General features: G+C 55.1%; 18 protein-coding genes, 2 rRNA genes and 1 riboswitch. Of the genes, 7 read left to right on the forward strand and 13 right to left on the reverse strand.

Annotation, left to right across the window (positions count from 1 at the left end; genetic code table 11):
* Nucleotides 1-59: 59 nt before the first annotated feature.
* The 9 genes from KI379_RS26730 to KI379_RS26770 all read right to left on the reverse strand — a co-directional run bounded on the left by KI379_RS26730 (nt 60) and on the right by KI379_RS26770 (nt 9,020).
* On the reverse strand, nt 60-947 hold the full coding sequence (locus KI379_RS26730) for a phosphoribosylaminoimidazolesuccinocarboxamide synthase (RefSeq protein ID WP_212985501.1): 888 nt from the start codon (nt 945-947) through the stop codon (nt 60-62).
* Nucleotides 948-1,236: 289 nt separating this feature from the next.
* The gene (gene purB, locus KI379_RS26735) at nt 1,237-2,532 is read right to left on the reverse strand and encodes an adenylosuccinate lyase (RefSeq protein WP_212985502.1); all 1,296 of its coding nucleotides are present in this window, start codon (nt 2,530-2,532) and stop codon (nt 1,237-1,239) included.
* Nucleotides 2,533-2,535: 3 nt separating this feature from the next.
* On the reverse strand, nt 2,536-3,708 hold the full coding sequence (gene purK / locus KI379_RS26740) for a 5-(carboxyamino)imidazole ribonucleotide synthase (RefSeq protein ID WP_076176815.1): 1,173 nt from the start codon (nt 3,706-3,708) through the stop codon (nt 2,536-2,538).
* A complete protein-coding gene (gene purE, locus KI379_RS26745; protein ID WP_076176816.1) occupies nt 3,705-4,190 on the reverse strand; it encodes a 5-(carboxyamino)imidazole ribonucleotide mutase in 486 nt (161 codons plus the stop codon). The genes purK and purE overlap by 4 nt, the downstream gene beginning before the upstream one ends.
* A gap of 164 nt (nt 4,191-4,354) precedes the next feature.
* A riboswitch (purine riboswitch) is annotated at nt 4,355-4,456 on the reverse strand.
* 219 nt (nt 4,457-4,675) lie between these two features.
* Nucleotides 4,676-5,110, reverse strand: a complete 435-nt coding sequence (locus KI379_RS26750; protein WP_076176817.1) for a universal stress protein — start codon at nt 5,108-5,110, stop codon at nt 4,676-4,678.
* A 99-nt stretch (nt 5,111-5,209) separates the two neighbouring features.
* Nucleotides 5,210-5,473, reverse strand: a complete 264-nt coding sequence (locus tag KI379_RS26755) for a DUF1294 domain-containing protein (protein ID WP_076176818.1) — start codon at nt 5,471-5,473, stop codon at nt 5,210-5,212.
* A gap of 275 nt (nt 5,474-5,748) precedes the next feature.
* Nucleotides 5,749-7,887, reverse strand: coding sequence for a DNA topoisomerase III (locus tag KI379_RS26760; protein ID WP_212985503.1), 2,139 nt, complete (start codon nt 7,885-7,887; stop codon nt 5,749-5,751).
* 169 nt (nt 7,888-8,056) lie between these two features.
* Nucleotides 8,057-8,197, reverse strand: coding sequence for a hypothetical protein (locus KI379_RS26765; RefSeq protein WP_163880674.1), 141 nt, complete (start codon nt 8,195-8,197; stop codon nt 8,057-8,059).
* A 79-nt stretch (nt 8,198-8,276) separates the two neighbouring features.
* Nucleotides 8,277-9,020: an acyl-[acyl-carrier-protein] thioesterase gene (locus KI379_RS26770; protein WP_076176820.1), complete on the reverse strand. Its 744-nt coding sequence runs from the start codon at nt 9,018-9,020 to the stop codon at nt 8,277-8,279.
* A gap of 273 nt (nt 9,021-9,293) precedes the next feature.
* Between KI379_RS26770 and KI379_RS26775 the strand changes: the two genes are divergently transcribed.
* From KI379_RS26775 to KI379_RS26805, 7 genes are all read left to right on the forward strand, one after another.
* A complete protein-coding gene (locus KI379_RS26775) occupies nt 9,294-10,001 on the forward strand; it encodes a response regulator transcription factor (protein ID WP_105442458.1) in 708 nt (235 codons plus the stop codon).
* A 6-nt stretch (nt 10,002-10,007) separates the two neighbouring features.
* Nucleotides 10,008-11,237: a sensor histidine kinase gene (locus KI379_RS26780; protein ID WP_212985504.1), complete on the forward strand. Its 1,230-nt coding sequence runs from the start codon at nt 10,008-10,010 to the stop codon at nt 11,235-11,237.
* 256 nt (nt 11,238-11,493) lie between these two features.
* Nucleotides 11,494-12,768 carry an ArnT family glycosyltransferase gene (locus tag KI379_RS26785; protein WP_212985505.1) on the forward strand — a complete coding sequence of 425 codons (1,275 nt, stop codon included), beginning with the start codon at nt 11,494-11,496 and terminating at the stop codon, nt 12,766-12,768.
* Nucleotides 12,743-13,495: a glycosyltransferase family 2 protein gene (locus tag KI379_RS26790; protein WP_089548986.1), complete on the forward strand. Its 753-nt coding sequence runs from the start codon at nt 12,743-12,745 to the stop codon at nt 13,493-13,495. The genes KI379_RS26785 and KI379_RS26790 overlap by 26 nt, the downstream gene beginning before the upstream one ends.
* Entirely contained in the window at nt 13,485-14,153 is a 669-nt protein-coding gene (locus KI379_RS34175; RefSeq protein ID WP_244879450.1) for a DUF2304 family protein, read from the forward strand. Before KI379_RS26790 ends, KI379_RS34175 begins: the two co-directional genes overlap by 11 nt.
* Before the next feature lies 1 nt (nt 14,154).
* Nucleotides 14,155-14,499 (forward strand): EamA family transporter, encoded by a 345-nt coding sequence (locus KI379_RS26800; RefSeq protein WP_076176825.1) that lies wholly within the window; start codon nt 14,155-14,157, stop codon nt 14,497-14,499.
* Between the two features lie 51 nt (nt 14,500-14,550).
* A complete protein-coding gene (locus KI379_RS26805; RefSeq protein WP_212985506.1) occupies nt 14,551-16,356 on the forward strand; it encodes a copper amine oxidase N-terminal domain-containing protein in 1,806 nt (601 codons plus the stop codon).
* Nucleotides 16,357-16,427: 71 nt separating this feature from the next.
* On the opposite strand, the gene KI379_RS26810 is transcribed toward KI379_RS26805, so the two are convergent.
* From KI379_RS26810 to KI379_RS26825, 4 genes are all read right to left on the reverse strand, one after another.
* Nucleotides 16,428-17,624: an MFS transporter gene (locus tag KI379_RS26810; RefSeq protein WP_244879451.1), complete on the reverse strand. Its 1,197-nt coding sequence runs from the start codon at nt 17,622-17,624 to the stop codon at nt 16,428-16,430.
* A gap of 298 nt (nt 17,625-17,922) precedes the next feature.
* Nucleotides 17,923-19,020, reverse strand: coding sequence for a DUF3626 domain-containing protein (locus KI379_RS26815; RefSeq protein WP_244879452.1), 1,098 nt, complete (start codon nt 19,018-19,020; stop codon nt 17,923-17,925).
* 360 nt (nt 19,021-19,380) lie between these two features.
* Nucleotides 19,381-19,497 (reverse strand): 5S ribosomal RNA (gene rrf, locus KI379_RS26820).
* A 59-nt stretch (nt 19,498-19,556) separates the two neighbouring features.
* Nucleotides 19,557-19,673: ribosomal RNA gene (locus KI379_RS26825) — 23S ribosomal RNA — on the reverse strand; the annotation flags it as partial.

The following is a 19,673-nucleotide window of genomic DNA, read 5'->3' on the forward strand; positions in this document are numbered from 1 at the left end:
GCCTGCATTAGCTAAAAAATCGTCTAAAACCTAAGTTCGTTACTATAGCGGGTTCTATCTTAAACGCGCTTCGTCAGGCGTTCGTAAATATCCACATATCTGCGGGTCGTTTCGTCTACTACCGGCTGCGGCAGCGGGGCCGGCTGGCTGTTCTTGTCCCATGGTGTTGAGGCAAGGTAGGATCGCACCGGCTCCTTATCCATGCTGTCGATCTCGATGTCCAGCGCGTAGTTTTCCTTCGCCCAGAAGCGCGAGGAGTCCGGCGTAAAAATCTCGTCGATCAGGATTACCTTGCCGTCCAGTACGCCGAATTCGAACTTGCAGTCCGCCAAAATGATGCCGCGCTCATCGCAGTACCGCCGCGCGAAGTCATACAGCTTCAGGCTTTTCTCCTGGAGCTCCTGCGCCAGCTCTGCGCCGATCAATGCCTTCATGCGCTCCATGGAGATGTCCTCGTCATGGCCGACATCGTTTTTGGCCGCCGGCGTGAAGATCGGCTCCGGAAACGCCTCGTTCTTGCGGATGCCCTCCGGCAGCTTGATGCCGTTCACTTCACCGCCCGCCTGGTACTGCCTCCAGCCGCCGCCGGTAATGTAACCGCGCACGACGCATTCCATGTCGATACGCTCGGCTTTGCGGACCACCATGATCCGGTCCTTCAAGAGCTCCTTGTTCTTCGCCACGGCGCCCAGGCGCTCGACGTCCGTATGGACAACATGGTTGTCCATGAAGTCCTTCGTCATTTCGAACCAGAACGCGCTCAGCTTGTTCAGCACGTTGCCCTTCTCGGGCACCGGCGGCTCCAGCACATAGTCAAAAGCGGAAATGCGGTCGGTGACCACGATCAGCACATGCTCTCCCAAATCGTAAAGCTCGCGTACCTTGCCTTTGTACAGCAGCGGTGCGTCTACCAGTTCGACCGCAGTCGATACAGCCGGTGATGTCATGCGAATCCTCCCCATTTTCTCGGCTCAACACTCGAAAATCCCCTCGTCGCCAGCGGTGCAGCCGCTGCAGTTACGGATCGTTCCGCCGATCGCTGTTGTCTCCAAATTTCTTGATCGGTCGCTCCTAAATAGCGTTGAAATTCGGAGACAAAGGCGAACGCTGTCGCTTCTCTGGATCGATTCCGTCCCTTTCGCTGCAATCGCTGAAGATGTGTGCCATGATGTTGAGTCCATCATTCTCCAAGCCTCTAATACGGGTTACTCACGATTAACTTCAAACCGAACGCTCTTATATCAAGCCAAGCTTTTTGAAAATTGTATCCACGTGCTTCAGATGCCACGACGGATTAAATGCATCTTCGATCTCTTCCGGGCTGAGCGCCTCCGTAATTTCCGGTGTCGCTTCCACGATGTCGCGGAACTGGCGCTGCTCTTCCCACGCCTGCATTGCCCGCGGCTGCACGGTATCGTACGCCTGCTCGCGGCTGAAGCCTTTGTCGATCAGCTTCGTCATGACGCGGCCGGAGAACGGCACGCCGTAGGTACGCGCCATGTTGCGCTTCATGTTTTCCGGGAACACAGTCAGGTTCTTCACGATGTTGCCGAAGCGGTTCAGCATGTAGTTCAGCAGCATGGTCGCATCCGGCAGGATGATCCGCTCCACGGAGGAGTGCGAAATATCGCGCTCGTGCCAGAGTGCCACGTCTTCATAGGCGGTCACCATGTGGCCGCGGATGACGCGCGAGAGGCCCGAGATGTTCTCGCAGCCGATCGGGTTGCGCTTGTGCGGCATCGCCGAGGAGCCCTTCTGGCCTTTGGCGAAGGCTTCTTCAACCTCGCGCACTTCGCTCTTCTGCAGCGCGCGGATTTCCGTCGCGAACTTGTCGAGCGACGTCGCGATCAATGCCAGCGTTGCCATGTATTCGGCATGGCGGTCACGCTGCAGCGTCTGCGTGGTGATCGGAGCCGGGCTCGTGCCGAGCTTCTTGCAGACGAACTCTTCCACGAACGGGTCGATGTTGGCATAGGTACCCACCGCGCCGGAAATTTTTCCGAACTGGACGCCGTTCGCCGCGTGGCGGAAACGCTCCAGGTTGCGCTTCATTTCTTCGTACCAGAGGGCCATCTTCAGGCCGAAGGTCGTCGGCTCGGCATGAACACCGTGCGTACGTCCCATCATCGGCGTGTCTTTGTAAGCTATAGCCTTGTCTTTCAGGATCTCGATGAAGTTCAAAATATCCTTCTCCAAAATTTCGTTTGCTTGACGAAGAAGATATCCGAGCGCTGTATCCACCACGTCAGTGGAAGTGAGTCCGTAATGCACCCATTTGCGCTCCTGTCCAAGACTCTCCGATACCGCGCGGGTAAAGGCGATGACATCATGACGCGTTTCCTGCTCGATTTCGTAAATCCGGTCGATGTCGAATTTGGCATTTTCGCGAAGCAGCTTCGTGTCTTCCTTCGGAATGACGCCCAGCTCGGCCCAAGCCTCGCATGCGCACAGCTCGACTTCCAGCCATGCCTTGAATTTATTTTCTTCGGTCCAGATGGCCCGCATTTCCGGTCTGCTGTAACGTTCGATCATAAATTATCCTTGCCTCCAGATGTTAGTTTGTTCAACCCAGTCGAGTCCGTCCTGCACGTCCTTGCACAGCAGGTTGATATGTCCCATTTTACGGTCTTTCTTCACGTCGCTCTTGCCATATAAATGAAGCTTCGGCACCACGCCGTATTCGGTGACGGCGATGCTCGGTCTGCCGCTGGCGCGGATCACCTGCTCCAGATGCTGGCCGAGCACGTTGACCATGACGACCGGGGTCAGCAGGGTCGTATCGCCGAGCGGCATGTTGCACACGGCGCGTACATGCTGCTCGAACTGCGAGGTGGCGCAGGCCTCCATCGTGTAGTGGCCGGAGTTGTGCGGACGCGGCGCCAGCTCGTTCACGTACAGCTGCCCGTCCTTCGTCACGAACATTTCCACGGCCAGCAGGCCGACCGCTCCCAAGTGCTCCACGAGCTGCTCCGCCAGTTTGCGGGCTTCCCGCTGAACCTGCTCCTCGACTCTCGCCGGGACGATCGACAGGTGCAAAATGTTGTTCACATGAATATTTTCTGCCACCGGGAAGCTTTTTACTTCCCCTTTTGGACTGCGGGCGGCAATAACTGAAATTTCGCATTGAAAATCAACGAATTTCTCCAGTACCAGCTCGCGGCCGGTGGCTGCCAGTTCCTCGTAAGCCGTCTCGAGCTGATCCTCCGAGCGGAGAACGATCTGGCCTTTGCCGTCGTATCCGCCGGTGGCGGTCTTCAGTACGCCGGGAAGTCCGAGCTCGGCAGCGGCCTCTCTGAGGCTTTCCAGGCTCGTAATTTCGCGATACGGCGCCACGGGCACGCCCGCAGCTTCGATCGCCCGCTTCTCCCGGAGGCGGTGCTGCGTCGTGTAGAGCAGCGCGCTTCCTTGCGGCACGCTGGATTCCTTCTCCAGCAGCGCGGCGACTTCTGCGTCGACGTTTTCGAATTCGTACGTAATGACATCCGATGCCGCCGCCAGCCGGCGGGCTGCATCAACGTCGTCGTAAGCCGCTTCAATCTGTCCTGCGACCTGACCACAGGGCGAATCCTGCGTCGGATCGAGCGTGATGAAGCGGTACCCCATAGCGGTTCCGGCCAGCGCCATCATTCGTCCCAGCTGGCCACCGCCCAGAATGCCGATGGTGGAACCAGGGAGCCATGTCTGCTGCGATGCCTGATTGCTGCTCATAGCGAATCACTGCTTTCCAGCACTTCGTCGCGGATGGCATCTCTTCGAGCTTGCACCCGCGCTTGAACCTCGCTGTCATAGGCCCCGATGATTTGCGCGGCCAGGAGGCCCGCATTCGTGGCGCCCGCCTTGCCGATCGCCACCGTCGCGACCGGAATGCCGCCCGGCATCTGAACGATCGACAGAAGCGAATCCAGGCCGTTCAGCGCCTTGGACTGCACAGGCACGCCGATGACCGGCAGCGTCGTCTTGGACGCTACCATGCCCGGCAAATGCGCGGCACCGCCGGCTCCGGCGATGATGACCTTGAGGCCGCGCTCCGCCGCCTGCTCCGCAAAGGCGAACATCAGGTCCGGCGTCCGGTGCGCGGACACGACCTTTTTCTCATACGGAATTTGCAGTTCGTCCAGAACGAGACATGCATGCTGCATCGTTTCCCAATCCGATTTGCTGCCCATAATGACAGCGACCGCTGCTGACATGTTTCAACCCACTTTCCAAAAGTTTTTTATTCATTCGGGAGAGACCCAAAAAGGCCCGGTGCCCGAGAAATACGTTGACTTTCAGGATACCGGACCGGGTAAGGAATACCGCTGCCGCAAACGCAGCAAGGAGGGAAGCCTTTCCGTCCATCGGAACCGGCGACTCCTCAGCAGTATTCCCTCGTAGTCCGGACATTTACGGTATCCGGGTAGAAACTTCCGGGCCATATCCCCGGCATTATACGAGATCAATTCATTCGATTATTTGTTCATTCCCTTAACCATCCAGCGATGGTTCTCTGCCTCTTCCAAATCCCTTAAGGCTTTACACCTAACAGTTTAACAATCCCCTACACAACATGTCAACTAAAACACGAACAATTAAAACAGTGTAAAATCGAATGTTCGGATTTTGCCGCTGATCATTCCTAAAACAAAACCAGTGCACCCCATATTCGGGGCACACTGGCTTACAATTCCATCATTTATTTAACGACAAGCACCGGAATGGTCGCATGCTGCACAACGTTGTGGCTGACGCTGCCGAGCACGAACTCCCGGATTCCGCCCAAGCCGCGGCTGCCGATCACGATCAGATCATTGCCTTTTTCCTTGGCATATTCCAGAATGACTTCCGCAGGTCCACCCTGGATCATCTCCGCATTGTAGGCGACGCCTTCGCCGTCGAGGCGTTTCTTCACTTCCGCGACCGTCTGCTCAGCGAGTTCATAGAAGTCCTGGTTGACGGATGCCGGAATCGGAGCCATGCCTTCGCCAATGAATACGCGCGGGAAGTCAAAGACGTGTACGACGTCGATAACCGCGTCAGGCGCCGCTTTCGCCAGTTCGATTGCACGTTCAAGAGCCTTATTGGAAGCTTTGGAACCATCATAAGCTAAAAGAATTTTGGAAAATAACATGTGGACCCACCTGCGCTTTCTCTGTATGAAGTGTGAATTGAGATGTTATTAAACCGAATTAGCAAGAAATGAACCATGTTGTACCATCAAGCGATAAAATCAACTCATGAAAAATGCGTACAGAACTGCGTTGACGAACAGCAGCAGCGGTATCCCGACCCGAAAGCTCAGATGCCTGGTCTTATGGCGTTTGCGGTACATGGCGATCAATACGCCCAGCGCCCCGCCGATGGCGGCAAGCAGAAAGAGCGTTCTTTCCGGCACACGGTCACGCCTGTTTCTTGCCCTTCTTTTATCCTCGGACATGATCAGGTAACCTACCGCGTTGATAAAAATAAACCAGATCAAGAGCGCCGTCCTCACTTACACTACCACCCCCGTTCTACTGCTTGCTTCTATTATAAAACTTTACTAGCCAAGAGACAAACCGCCAGGCATCCGTCTGCCAGTATTCCCAGCAAAAACGCCTACCTGGCGGAGTTTTCCTAAATAATGATGGAGCAAGTTTCCTCTCGAGTATGAGAGATTCCTCTGTCTGCTAGCCAGATTCTAGCTGTACCGGTAATAGGCGAAATAGGTTTAATGCATGCATACTTAGGCCGATCAGCCAGAGCATACAGCCCGGGTCTTTCAGGCTATTAACCGTTCTTTTTCTCCATCGCCGCTTTCAGCAGTTCGCCGAGGTTCGAGCCAATCGGCTCCTGTTTCTTGGCATACTGCTGCACCAGCTTGCGCTCCTCGCGCTTGTTGACGTGCTTGCTGTCCTTGTTGACTGTCTCCGTGATCCCGCAGGACAGGCACTGCACATACAGGCCGGCTTTGCCTTCCTTCATCTCCATCTTCTTGTGGCACTGCGGGCAGCGGCGGTTGGACAGGCGCTTCTCGTCCGAACGACGGTAGCCGCAGTCCTCGCTCGGGCAGACGAGCATCTTGCCGCGCTTGCCCTTCTTCTCCAGCAGCCGGGTACCGCAGTCCGGACAGTGGCTGTTCGAGACGTTGTGCGGCTTGTAGTCCGCCTTGCTGTTCTTTACGCCTGCCACCAGATCCTTGGACATGCCGCGGATTCCCTTCAGGAACGGCTCCGGCTGCCCCTGGCCGCGGGCGATCTTCTCCAGCTCGGCTTCCCACTTGGCCGTCAGCTGCGGCGTCCGCAGCTCCGGCGCAACGAGTCCGATCAGCTGCTTGCCTTTGCCCGTCGGATGCAGCGCGTTCCCCTGGCGCTCGATCGTATCGGAGTTCACCAGCTTCTCGATAATGTCCGCGCGCGTCGCCGGGGTGCCGAGTCCGTGCTTCTCCATCTGGGACAGAAGCGTAGCTTCGGTATACCGCTTCGGCGGCAAAGTCCGGCCGCCCTGCATGATGACCCGCTGCACCTTGACGGCTTCGCCCTCGTTCAGCACGGGAAGCTGGGCTCCGCTCTCTTCGGCGTCGGCATCAGCCGACGAATCCTCGTCCGATTCGTCGGAGACATCTCCGCCGTATACCTCGCGCCAGCCGCTCTCCTTGATCGTCGTCCCTTTCACATGAAGGGACTCGCCTTCCACGTCGATCGTCACCGCGACCGCGTCGTACCGTGCCGGCGGGTAGAACAGGCTGATGAAGCGCCGGACGATCAGGTCGTACAGCTTGCGTTCTTCAGTGTTCAGCTGATTCAAAAGCACTGTCTCTTCCGTCGGGATGATCGCGTGGTGATCGCTGACTTTCGAATCGTCCACGACGCGTTTGGTGATATTCAAATTTTTCCGCAGCAGCGGACGCGCCAGGGAAGCATATGGTCCGATGGCCACGCTCTCCAGGCGTTCCTTCAGCGTGCCGGTCATATCCGACGTCAGATAGCGGCTGTCGGTCCGGGGATAGGTGACAAGCTTGTGCTGCTCATACAAACGTTGAAGCACGCCCGACGTCTGCTTCGCGGAGAAGCCGAACCGGCGGTTCGCATCCCGCTGCAGCTCCGTCAGATCGTAAGCGAGCGGATGAGGCTCGACCTTCTCCGTCTTCTTCACCTTGACGATCCGGCCGGACGAGCCGTCCAGCTTGCGCTTCAAGGCTTCGGCCGCGCTCTTGTCAAAGATGCGGGCGTCACCATTGTTCCCCCGCCACACCGCGGCAAATCCGCCGAAGTCGGCCTTGATCGTGTCGTACTCCTCCGACCGGAAATTTACGATTTCATTTTCCCGGTCCATGATCATGCCCAGCGTCGGGGTCTGCACCCGTCCTGCGGAGAGCTGCGCCCCGAATTTGACGGTGAGCGCCCGCGTCACGTTCAGGCCGATCATCCAGTCTGCTTCAGCCCGGCAGCGCGCGGATTCGTACAGCCGATCGAACTGGTTCCCCGGCTTCAGCGAAGCAAAACCTTCCTTGATCGCCTTGTCTGTCTGTGAAGATATCCAGAGCCGCTTGAACGGCTTGTTCCATTTTCCCATCTTCATGATCCACCGGGCGAGGAGCTCCCCTTCCCGCGCGGCGTCCGTCGCCACGATCAACTCGCCGACGTCCTGGCGGCGGAGCTGCTGCTGCACAACCTTGAACTGCTGGGCGGATTCACGCAGCACCTTCAGCTTCATTGATTCCGGCAGAATCGGCAAATCCTCCAGGTTCCAGGTTGCGTATTTATTGTCGTAATCCTCGGGCTCCGCGAGTCCGACCAAATGGCCCAGCGCCCAGGTGACGATATATTTCGGACCTTCGATATATCCTTTATGCTTGTCGCGGCTTCCCATGACGCGCGCAATTTCGCGGGCCACGGAAGGCTTTTCGGCTAATACCAATGATTTCATGACGTACCACCCTTTCTTTCCGTCCTATTATAACATTGAATCCGGCAGCGGATGCAAAAGGAAGGTACCCCTGTTTTATCTTATCGCCTGTGCAAAATAAAATCCCCCAGCGGAACCTCGGCAGGAGCCGAGGATGCCACTGAAGGACCTGGGGTGGTGCGGTGAATGCCTAATCCTGTTCCTGCTTCGGAATTTGGTTCAGGCTCGGCGGAAATTTAGCAGCTTTATCCGGATGCAGCGTAGTGTATTCCTGTTTCCGGCTCGCTCTGTTTGGCAGGTTACTGTCTTTAACCGGTTTACGATGCGGCATGCTTATCCCCCCTTATCCTTTAACAATCCCCCGATCGGGACGGAATTATCCATGGGGCCCTTGGGATGCCTTCGTTCGTTCAGTTCGTTTCATTCAATAGAAGATACGCATCAAAATAATGCGACCCGTCCTCGGCTTGTCCGCTCACGTACACCCGGCCACCGGACAGCTCTGACCGTTTCACCACCATGTCATCCCCCAATCGGGCCTCGTGATGGTAGGTGATCCGAAAACCCGCACAAGAATAACCCGTAAGCTCCTCCTTGGTCAGCGTATCCATGCACAGATCGGCATAACGGGAATTGTTCAGATGCAGATTAGCGTCGATCCCGCTGTAGCGTACCACGGAGCGGTACGATTCATGCAGCGGCATATCCTCAGGTATAGTTACTTTATCCGGTGCTTCACCGGCCGAGTCCTCTTCATTAATGTAGACGTCAAAAGGAAACTTGGATGGCCGCAGCATTCTGCGTTTCTGGATATCCACGAGCGCCCAAATGCTGCACGCTTCGCCGAGAATCTCCCCGCCGCTGCCATAAATCACAAAGTCCCGCTGCCACAGGGCCCCTCTCGGGCCTTTGTTCCAGGTCTCGACGTTGATTTGCTCCAGCGCCTTCGGCATCCGGCTGATGCGCAGATCCATTGTAATCAGCATCCAGCCCATGCCCGCTTCGATCATCTGGTCCCTCGTTGCCCCAAGCTGCTCCAGATCGGCGTCGGCCGTTCTCTGCGCCAAAGACAGCAGTACCGACAACCGCGCTTCGGATTTAAAATCGATATCATTGGAATGAATTAAGTAGGTTTCAGTCCACTTGTTGCCCATGCTATGCGCTCTCTCCTCTTTTTACGTTAAAATGATACTCGTACGTTGTTAGCCAGCCTCTCCATTTGGTGAAAAAGCTCTATCTTTCACGGCTGCGCCCTTTCCCTGTATGTATAAGAAGCAGCGGAACGTTCATTCTAAGGCCACAACATCGGCGGAATTAAGTTAATGTTAAGAAATTCGTGACCATAATGTTAAGGGTTTCGGTTTATAATGCTATACATCAAGCATACTCCTAGTTTCCACAATATTCAAAGAGGTGTGAATGCCGTAATGTCCAGAGAAGCGATCCTGCTCGTCGATGACGAGAAAGAAATTATCGAACTGATTGAAATTTATTTAAAAAATGAAGGATACACCTTATATAAAGCATCCAATGGACTGGAGGCACTCGAAGCGCTGCAGAGCCATCCGATCGACCTCATCATCCTTGATGTGATGATGCCCCAAATGGACGGGATTCAAGCCTGCATGAAAATCCGGGAAAAGAACAACACCCCCATCATCATGCTGTCCGCGAAAAGCCAGGATATCGATAAAATTTCCGGCCTGAGCATCGGCGCCGACGATTACGTCACCAAGCCGTTCAATCCGCTGGAGCTGGTCGCCCGCGTCAAATCGCAGCTGCGCCGGTACAAGCTGTTAAATTACCGCGATACCACAGCCGAGGACGAAATCGTAATCGACGATTTGGTCATCAATACCGCCACCCATACGGTGACCGTCGGGGAGCAGGAAGTGAAGCTGACGCCCCGCGAGTTCGACATTTTGAAGCTGCTGGCCGTCAATCAGGGCATCGTGCTCAGCATGGACAAAATTTACGAAGAGGTCTGGAACGAGCCGTTCATGGAATCAAAAAACACGGTGATGGTCCATATCCGGAAGCTCCGCGAAAAGATCGAAAAGGATACTCAGCATCCGGCCTACATCAAGACCGTCTGGGGCATCGGCTACAAAATGAAATCGGCGAAGGAGGTGTAGAGCACCATGACCACCAAGGTATACATCGGCATCCGCTGGAAGTTCCTTGCCGTGTTTCTCGGCTGCACCGGGCTGACGCTGCTGTTCGTGCTGCTCGGCCGCCTGCTCGCCTCTTATATCATTGTGCGCCCGCCTTATAATGTGCCCCTGATCTGGGTGATCAACCATATCGGCTCACGGCCAACGATCGGGGTGTTCGGTGTCGTCTTTTTCCTGTCCCTCTACGTGGCTTCGACCCGGCCCCTCGTTCGTTATGCCAAAGAGCTGGCCGGAATCCTGGAGGACATGGCCGGCGGCCGGCTCCAAGCTTCCGTCAGTGTGAAAGCTGCCGATGAGCTCGGAACGATCGCGGAAAACATGAACAGCCTGTCCGGGCAAATTCATACGTACCTGGAGGAAATCAGTTACGGGCTGGCGGAGATCGCCAAGGGACATTTCGATTACGAAATTCCGGTTCGGGAAAACCATGAGCTCGGCCGGATTGCCGACAGCATCAACCAGATGAGCGCTCAGCTGAATCGCTCCATTCAAGAGGAGCGTAACGCCGAGAAGACGAAAAACGATCTGATCACCGGCGTATCCCACGACCTGCGGACCCCGCTGACCTCCATTCTCGGATTTTTGGAAATCATCGATAAGGACCGTTATGCCGACGAGGTGGAGCTTCGCTATTACATGAATATCGCTTACGAAAAATCGCTCAGCCTCAAGAAGCTGATCGACGACCTGTTTGAGTATACGCGCATCAATAACGGCATGCCGCTGCACCTGCGCAAGCTGGATGTAACCGGATTGATCCGGCAGCTGGCCGAGGAGTTTGTGCCGAGCTTGGAGCAGGCGAACATGATTCTGCAGATTCACGCGCCGGAGCAGCCGGTCATCATTCAAGCCGACGGCGACCACCTCGTCCGGGCTTACGAAAATCTCATTTCCAATGCCATTAAATATGGAAGCAGCGGCAAATATATCGACGTTTACATCGAAAAGGAAGAAGCCTTTGTCCGCATACGTGTCTGCAATTACGGGGAGCCCATCCCCAAGCGGGATCTACCGTATATCTTCGAACGGTTCTACCGCGTAGAGCAATCGCGTTCCAAAGCAACCGGCGGTACCGGGCTCGGACTGGCCATCACCAAGAGCATCATCGACGTGCACGGCGGCGATATCTCCGTGGAGAGCTCGACGAACCAGACCGTGTTTGAGACCCGGCTTCCCGATCCGGCTGTGCCGGCATAACCACTTTCCTTTCCCCATACAAAAAGCAGATAACCTCATCCCATCTGGGGAGTGCGGCTATCTGCTTTTTTTGGTGCTATTCTGCTCCCCACAGCATTTTTTAACAGAAAAACTTAAGCGTTTGTTAAGCATTTGGGTAGGCTCCCGTTAAGAACTCTCCTGTAATCTTAGATTCAAGTTAGAAGGACAGCAGGCATCGTCCGTGAGGAGAGCTGTTTGTCTCCAATCTCTGTCCAGGAAGGAGCACGAAATCCGTATGTACACCATCACTTCAAAATGGTTTGCCCATAAAAAAACGCTGCTCATCACGATTTTCGTGCTGATCTTCGCGCTGGCTGCCTATGTGCGGCTGGACTTTCTCCTTTCGGTCAACCATAAGGTTTCGCATGACACGCTGAATTACGACATCATGGTCCGGCAGCTGCTTGAAAAAGGTATCTACGCTTACAAGGATACCCAGTCGAACGCCCAGGTCACGCCGGGGTATCCGCTGTTTATGGCGGCCATCTACAAGCTGGTCGATTACCAGCATCATGATCCGTTCCCCTACATCCGTTACATACAGGTCGTGATCAGCCTCGTCACCCTGTGGCTCATATACTCGGTGGCCCGAAAGCTCTCGGGTCGGACCGTTTCGATGATCGTGCTGCTCATCAGCAGCGTGTATCCGCCGTTTATTTGGAGCAATGGTGCGGTTCTGACCGAGACGCTGGCCTGCTTTTTCCTGATGCTGTATATCCGTCTGCAGCTTGAAGCCTTCGAGCGCAGAACACGAACCCTCGCTCTGCTGAGCGGGGCGGCGATGGGCCTGCTGGTGCTGACGCGTCCGGAGTTTTTAATTCTGATCGCGCCGGTGTACGGGCTGTATTGGCTCTGGAAAAAGGAATTCCGCCTCACGCTCAAACTGCTGCTGTTTACCTGCATCGGAACAGGGATCGTTCTCGCTCCTTGGGTGATCCGCAACATCGTGACCCTGCACGAGGTCGTGATCGCCTCCACCCAGGTCAATCCGTTTGCCGCCGGCACCTATCCGGACAAAAATTACAACGACGGCCTGGTCGACCGGCATGGTAAAACGCAGATGGAAGTCGCCAAAGAGCGGCTGAAGATCGGTTTTACGCAGCACACATGGCAGTTCGTCAAATGGTATACCGTCGGCAAGCTCAAGTACATTTATTCGAATATGTACTTCGGCAGCGGCCACAGTCCGTTATACCGCGTGCTTCCGAGCCCGCTGGGCAGCCTGCTGCATGTGGCGCTCGTGTGGTTCTGTCCCGTGGCCCTGGTCGCATCGCTTCGGAAATGGAAGCAGCCATTAACGCTGATGATGCTGATTGTAGCAGTCATGACGGTTACCCGCCTGGCCTTCGTTCCTGAGTTCCGCTATAACTACACCGCCATGCCGCTGATCATCATGCTGGATGCGGCCGCGGGGATCGCCATCCTCCGCTGGGCGTGGCAGAAATGGACCCGCTCTTCAAATTCACGGAAAGGAGCTGTTACTTATGCTGAATCGACCGGAAAGTCATAACAAGCCCCACAGAGTGCTCGTGATTGTGCCCGCCTATAACGAGGCGGAGGGGATCGGGCAGGTCATCCGCCGGCTCCGCGAAGACGCGCCTTACGCAGACGTGCTCGTCATCAACGACGGGTCGAGCGACGCCACCAGCCGGATCGCCCGGGACGCCGGGGCCAGTGTCATCGACCTGACCTGCAACTTGGGCATCGGTGGCGCGGTGCAAACCGGCTACCGCTACGCGGCGGAGCATCACTACGACTACGCCGTGCAGATCGACGGCGACGGTCAGCACAATCCGTGCGATCTGCGCCGCCTCCTGTCCGCCCAGTTTGATACCGGCGCCGATATGGTGATTGGCTCCCGCTTTATTACCAAAGAGGGCTTCCAGTCGACTTTCGCCCGCAAAATGGGCATCGGTCTGCTGTCCGCCCTCGTGACCCGGCTCACCGGGCAGAACGTGACCGATCCGACCTCCGGCTACCGCCTGTGCGGGCGGCGCGCCATCTCCCTGTTCGCCCGCGAGTACCCGACCGACTATCCCGAAGTAGAGGCGCTGATGCTGCTCTACAATCGGGAGCTGTCCTTTACGGAAATTCCCGTCGTGATGAATGAGCGTCAGGGAGGCGTCTCCAGCATCTCGGCCATGAAATCCGTGTATTACATGTCCAAGGTCATCCTGTCGGTCCTGCTCATGAAAACCAAGAAAAAGAGAGCGTGGGAAAACCGCTATGAATCTTAATATTTATCTCATCAGCTTTTGCATGAGCCTTGCCTTTGCCGGCACGATTTTATACTTGATCCGCAAGCGCAGGCTGCGCGAGCAGTACGCCCTGCTCTGGCTTTTGATGAGTGTGATCATGATGGTGCTGTCGCTGTTTCCGTCCCTTTTGGACGAGGTCGCGCAGCGGATCCACATTTATTACGCCCCGTCGCTGCTCTACCTGCTGAGTGTAGTCGCGGTGCTGTTCATCCTGCTGCATTTGACGATGGCGGTGTCCACGCTCACGCACCGGGTCATCGTGCTTACTCAAACGCTGGGCTTGCAGGAACAGCGCATTCAAAAGCTTGAAGCCCATGCGGAGGGAGGCTCAGAGGGCTCTATGGGGCTTGCTGCCGGTACTGCCTTTGGGTCGCACCCGGGACAGACATCCGACCCGCATTTTGGGCAGTCATCCGCGCCTCATGCTGAACAATCATCTAGACCGCATCCTGAGCAGCCATCTAGACCGCATTCTCAACAGCCGCCAGAAGCGCATACCCTGCAGCAATCCGGGATGCCGTCTGGGGAATTCTCCGGACTCCATTCCGTGGAGCCCTGTCAGCGAATTTCTGCGGCGGCTTCTTCCGAAGATCAAATTATTGTGCCTTCTTCTTCGAGCACGGAGGTGAACCGCTAGTATGGCTTACTTGATGCTGCTTCTCAACATGCTGCTTCTGGTCGCCGGTCAAATCACCTGGAAAATCGGCCTGCAGCAGCAAGGTGGCATCCACCTTGGCAACCTATTGCAGGTATTATTTTCACCGCTGATTCTGCTTGGTATCGTTCTTTATGCAATAGCCACGGGATTGTGGTTCGTTGTGCTGTCCCGGCTGCCGCTCAGCCTTGCCTACCCGCTGCAAAGCCTGGCTTACGCCGCCGGTATTTTCGCCGCGTGGTATTTCTTCGGGGAAAGCGTTCCGCTGAACCGCTGGATCGGGGCCGCGGTCATCGTACTGGGAGCGGTCATCATTGCCGCCAAATAAAGCCCCCTGTTTGATTTTCAAATTTCAGAAAAGGAGTTCCATATCATTCCCATGAAAATACAAAAAACCGCCCTTCTGACTTCCGTTCTGCTTGCCGCCTACGGTGTGGTTCCGGCATCTGCCGCATCCGATCTGGAGCAAGAGCCTACGATCCCGCAGAAAGTTACTACGGCTCAAGCACCCGCAGCTCCTTCCGGAACGACGGTCATCTATTTAAACAGCAGCCGAATCCTGAATAGCGGCACCGAGTCCGCATTAAACCGTTCCACTGTCGTCAAAAAAGGAGTCACCTTTGTCAGCCTTCGCTCGCTTGCCGTCTCTTTAGGCTGTAAAGTGACTTACCAAGCCTCTACGAAAGAGACCACCGTATCCCGAGAAGGTACCGAAGCCAGGTACCGTGTACATACCAAGGCATATCAAGTCAACGGGGAGACGAAAACGATGAAAGGCGAATCGTACGAGGACCGCGGCGTGTTGATGGTTCCCCTTACTTCGCTGACGGCCGCTTTTCATCTCCCTTATGTGCTCCAGGGAAACCAAATTACGCTATACCCTGGCGGTTCCGGATCTTCGGGGACGGACAAGCCGGAAGGTCCGCAAACGAACGAACCGCCGCAGGCCTATTTTACGACGGACAAAGATCAATACCGGATCGGCGAGCCGGTGACCCTGAGCGATCAAAGCACCGACGACGAAGACGCGATCACGAATCGCGAATGGACAAATAACGAACCGGCCTTTTTCGAGCCGGGTACGGTGGAAATCAAGCTTAAAGTCACCGACAAGCACGGCCTGACATCCGAATACAGCAAAAAAATCGAAATCACTTCCGAGGTGATGTACAGCCAAGAAGAATATGCCAAGCGCTTCACTCCGGCAGGCGGCACATTCCAGGTCAGCGGCAAATCGATCCTGTCCTACAAAGCGCTGCCCTACACCTACACGACCGAGCCGTATTTGCTGTTCCGGGCCAGCGGTCCGGAGACGGTCAACTCGGAAGGGATCCTGTACCAGGACATCCTGTCGGGACCGGCCCGGTTTCTGGTCCATCACAAAAACAACCTGGCCACAAAGGCACGCTTCTACCTGGTCGCCACCAATCCGAACGATACCGCGGCATCGATCCAGATCGAGAACGCGGGCGTGGCGGGGCCCACTCCGTATCCTGAGCTATCCGGCAGACTGGCTGGCGTCCGGTATTTGGAGTCCACCTTGACCGGCAGTGAGCAGCGAAGCGTGCAGATCGCCCCCGGCGAGAGCGTGGCCCTCTTTCCCAAGCTGAATGCTACCGCGGCTGCTCCCGGCGATGTCATCACGATGAATGCCGATGTCACCAGCGATGCACCCGTCGAATATACCATGCTGATGGTTCAGGCCGATCATGACCCGATTGCGGTCATGCCGTCTCTGCCTGATTTAAATCCGATCGAGTCCATCGTCCGCGGCACCTTTGCCGATTCGACGCGCGTGTTCGAATACGACGGCACGGTCGGAACGGAAGCGGAGCGCCTGCCGCTCACCGACAACACCACCGATCCTTTTCAGCGGGGGATGGACGGGATGCAGGACAGCGTTGCTATCAACTCCGGCAATTACGGTGTCCTGTATAAAATCATCCTGAACCATGTTGCGCCGGACACGCTCATCGCCTTCAACCCGCGCGGCGGAAGGTACTTCGGCTCGGCGAGGGTGAACGACCGGGTTGTCGAGATCAAGCACGGCGACGGCTCCCAGGACAGCGCCACCGTGCTGTACCGGACGCAGGCCCGGGAGGAGAAGGTGGAACTCTGGTTATCCCCGGCCGCCGGCAGCAACCTGCCATTTTCCCTGCTGTTTCTCCCTATTTCGGAAAAATAAAAAAGACCCGCAAAGCGTTTCAGCGCTTTGCGGGTCTTTTAGGCGGATCAAACTGCAGCTCTAACCGCACATTACACATTTTTCTGGACACTTCCCGTATTCGGCGGTCCGCCTGAAGCTGCACTCACCCCGGCTTTTGTATCCGTCCGAATCCACCAAAAAGCGAGCACTCCCGCAGCTAACGCTGCATATGCCGCCAAGCGGAACCCGCCTGCGAGCCCCCATGCCGAACTGATCCAGCCTGCGATAAACGGACCCATGAACATGCCGATCGCATAGACTGCCTGATAAAAACCCATTGCCGTTGCCCTTTTGGATGGCTCGATGTGGGCCACCGATTTGCCCAAAAGTAGCGGAAAGACCAGTCCTTGTGCCAGTCCATTAAATATTTGCGTTACGCACAGCCAGCCAAAACTCGATGCCGCCGGGATACAAAACGTAAAAACGGCCGTTCCCACATACCCCACGGTTAGCACGGCCCTTGCCCCGAAACGGTTAACGAGGGTCCGTCCGGCAAACAGCGTAGCCGCCGCATGCGGCAGCATGAAAGACAGCGTCAGCCAGGCAAGGTCGTTCTTGCTTGCACCCAGGTCCAGCGCCTGATTCGGCGTATACCCAAACATCGTGATGAACAGAACGCAGTGCGCCAGGATCGACAGAAAAGAAACACGAAACAGCGTCCGGTCACGCATAACCGGTGCCAAATCCTGAAGCGACATGGGGGTGCGCCCGGGATCCGGCTCTTTTTCCCGCAAAAATAAAGCAAGTACAAGGGCTACCACCGCAACGATGCCTCCAAGCCAAAACGGCAGCTGCCAGCTCCAACGCTCCACCAAATATCCGCTGACGAGCATGCTCGTCAATTGGGCGGCCACGGTGGTGAACTGCATCATGCTCATCGCCCGGGTTACTTCATGTTTCGGGAAAAAGCCTGAGAACGCGACGGTGAACACCACCCAGGTCGACGCGGCGATCCCTGCCATGGCTCTTGCAGCCAGCGCCCATCCCAACTGTCCGAACGCAGCAAACATCAGCCCACTTACCGCACTGGCGGCCAACCCCAGCCAAATAAATGGACGGCGCTTTTCCATAAAATCCGATAAAATGCCGAGCGGCAGCCTGAACAAAATTTGCATCAAACCGTAGGAACCGAGAACGATACCCAGATAGGTATAGGATGCCCCCAAATGCTCGATATAAGGCGACAAAATCGGAACATAAATATAAGACGAGAACCAGTACAGGAAAACAACAGAGATAAACAGCACGACCTGTCTCCTGGAGAAGGAGTCGTCCTTTGTTTGAGGTCGCTGTATCTCGTCCAAAGTTTTCGATGCACCTCGGGCAACGGATTCATACGAATCCAGAGGTTCGGTGGAACCCATTTTTTCATGTCGCTTGGATTCCTGCTTTTGAATGCTCAACCCGTCACCGTCCTTTCGTTCTTAGGAGTTGGGAGTTTTTTCGAGTATAAAAAGTCTGGAAGACAAAGAAAGTCATCAAATGGATAGAAAGCAATATAAGTCTGATCCTTTTATATGTTCACCGATTCTATATTGCGTGACATTACGTAACAAAATAATGTGGTGAACCAAATCGGACAAGGACATGCCATAATTGCTTAATGTGCTGTAACGTTTCATCGTATGATCCCCAGTCCTGCCACTCCTCGGGGTGATTGTGCAGCGATGCCGCTGCCAAGCCTAATACTGCCGCGTCAATCCGCCCCCTATTGTTCCCGAACCTTTGGTCGATCCTGAGTGCAAGCGGCTGCATCGCAGGTCCCCGAAAATCGCCCGGTACCGATCCAACCTCTATCTGAAAACCCGCATGCCAACCAAGCCGCAAATCATATTTATAGCAGGTCTCTTCCAATAGGTTCCCCGTTGGCGTGCCTTTGAACGAGGGATCAGCAATCAGGGCCTCCGCGTCATTCGCCAAATCCACCACAGCATGAACCTGTGCTTCAATGTAGTCATCGAGTGACCTTCCTAAGGCTTCGGGTAAAAATTCGCTGGATCTGGTGTTTAGCGATTGAAGCAGCTCAACTAATAGCCTTACGTTAATGTGATCCGACCCGAGCACCTCCTGTGTGCTGACAGCCGCCTCAAACAAAGGAGCCAACAATGGAGAAAAAACGTCGATCGTCCCCTTTCGCTCCGGACCCGTAAAGCTATCCCCAAACGTAAAGGTGCAGCGCTCTGAAACATGCGGTCGAAGGACCAGGTGGCACGAGCCAAACCGCGGTGACGCACCGTCCGCATAATTCATCAGGTTAAGCCCACCATACTTCGGCCGTTCTTCGTTGGTTACTCCGGCCGCCTGGTAATCCTTTCCAAATAAATGTTCCTCCCAGCGGTCACGATCACCACCAGCAAATGCCGTTCGGCTCCCGTTGGAGATCGAAGTCTCAAACTGTCCCCGGTACACCCCATCCTGAAGCAGTCCCTCAACCACCGAACGGCCGGTCGCGAGCAGACGATCGGGATGAAAATTGAGCGTAACCCGAGCAAAACGGCGAATATGATCAATAAGCAAGTCAACATCAATCGCGCTAAGTCCTTCTGCAGCCAAAATCCGGTCAATTACGCTGCGGGAAAGGCACTGCACATCCAAAGCATCCGTACGTACATACTGTACAGCTCGAGCTTGTGCTTCGGTCAAACTTACTCCTCCTTTATCGATCCCGGGGCAATCATACGAAGAGCCCTTGGCATGAACTTACAAACTTATGTACATGTGAATAACATTTAGACAAAAGTCAACTTAACATCACCACATGAATCATTTATGCCATAAAGCACACTTCAATTGTGAGTACTGGGGATGAAACTGTGAATTATGGGAATATAATTTATGATTATAATCCAAATTGGGCGGGGATGGTTCTCTTTTTTGTGCATAACCTTTGGAAAATCGACCAGGGAATATGTATTTGTGGATGAACGGACAAAACGGATGTGTTGTCCACATTGGGGATAAGAAATAAAAAACCACTGTCGATGTTATCAACAGTGGTCCTTCGCTTGGCAACGTCCTACTCTCCCAGGACCCTTCGGTCCAAGTACCATCGGCGCTGGAGGGCTTAACGGTCGTGTTCGGGATGGGTACGCGTGGAACCCCTCCGCTATCGCCACCAAACGTCCAAGTGTTTGATCACTTGAAAACTAGATACGAAACGAATCTGTGTTTTATATTTATTGGATAAGCCCTCGACCGATTAGTATTGGTCAGCTCCATGCATTGCTGCACTTCCACCTCCAACCTATCTACCTCGTCGTCTACAAGGGGTCTTACATACTGGGAAATCTCATCTT

Origin of the sequence: Paenibacillus cineris (assembly GCF_018333335.1) — a bacterium.
Classification (GTDB): domain Bacteria; phylum Bacillota; class Bacilli; order Paenibacillales; family Paenibacillaceae; genus Paenibacillus_AQ; species Paenibacillus_AQ favisporus.

Excerpts from the sequence above, each read along its gene's own strand:
- KI379_RS26770 (WP_076176820.1), bottom strand. The coding sequence starts at position 9,020 with ATGGGCAACAAGTGGACTGAAACCTACTTAATTCATTCCAATGATATC.
- KI379_RS26800 (WP_076176825.1), top strand. The coding sequence starts at position 14,155 with ATGGCTTACTTGATGCTGCTTCTCAACATGCTGCTTCTGGTCGCCGGT.
- KI379_RS26775 (WP_105442458.1), top strand. The coding sequence starts at position 9,294 with ATGTCCAGAGAAGCGATCCTGCTCGTCGATGACGAGAAAGAAATTATC.
- KI379_RS26790 (WP_089548986.1), top strand. The coding sequence starts at position 12,743 with ATGCTGAATCGACCGGAAAGTCATAACAAGCCCCACAGAGTGCTCGTG.
- KI379_RS26780 (WP_212985504.1), top strand. The coding sequence starts at position 10,008 with ATGACCACCAAGGTATACATCGGCATCCGCTGGAAGTTCCTTGCCGTG.
- purE (WP_076176816.1), bottom strand. The coding sequence starts at position 4,190 with ATGTCAGCAGCGGTCGCTGTCATTATGGGCAGCAAATCGGATTGGGAA.
- KI379_RS26750 (WP_076176817.1), bottom strand. The coding sequence starts at position 5,110 with ATGTTATTTTCCAAAATTCTTTTAGCTTATGATGGTTCCAAAGCTTCC.
- KI379_RS34175 (WP_244879450.1), top strand. The coding sequence starts at position 13,485 with ATGAATCTTAATATTTATCTCATCAGCTTTTGCATGAGCCTTGCCTTT.
- KI379_RS26760 (WP_212985503.1), bottom strand. The coding sequence starts at position 7,887 with ATGAAATCATTGGTATTAGCCGAAAAGCCTTCCGTGGCCCGCGAAATT.
- purB (WP_212985502.1), bottom strand. The coding sequence starts at position 2,532 with ATGATCGAACGTTACAGCAGACCGGAAATGCGGGCCATCTGGACCGAA.
- KI379_RS26805 (WP_212985506.1), top strand. The coding sequence starts at position 14,551 with ATGAAAATACAAAAAACCGCCCTTCTGACTTCCGTTCTGCTTGCCGCC.
- KI379_RS26785 (WP_212985505.1), top strand. The coding sequence starts at position 11,494 with ATGTACACCATCACTTCAAAATGGTTTGCCCATAAAAAAACGCTGCTC.
- purK (WP_076176815.1), bottom strand. The coding sequence starts at position 3,708 with ATGAGCAGCAATCAGGCATCGCAGCAGACATGGCTCCCTGGTTCCACC.
- KI379_RS26765 (WP_163880674.1), bottom strand. The coding sequence starts at position 8,197 with ATGCCGCATCGTAAACCGGTTAAAGACAGTAACCTGCCAAACAGAGCG.
- KI379_RS26730 (WP_212985501.1), bottom strand. The coding sequence starts at position 947 with ATGACATCACCGGCTGTATCGACTGCGGTCGAACTGGTAGACGCACCG.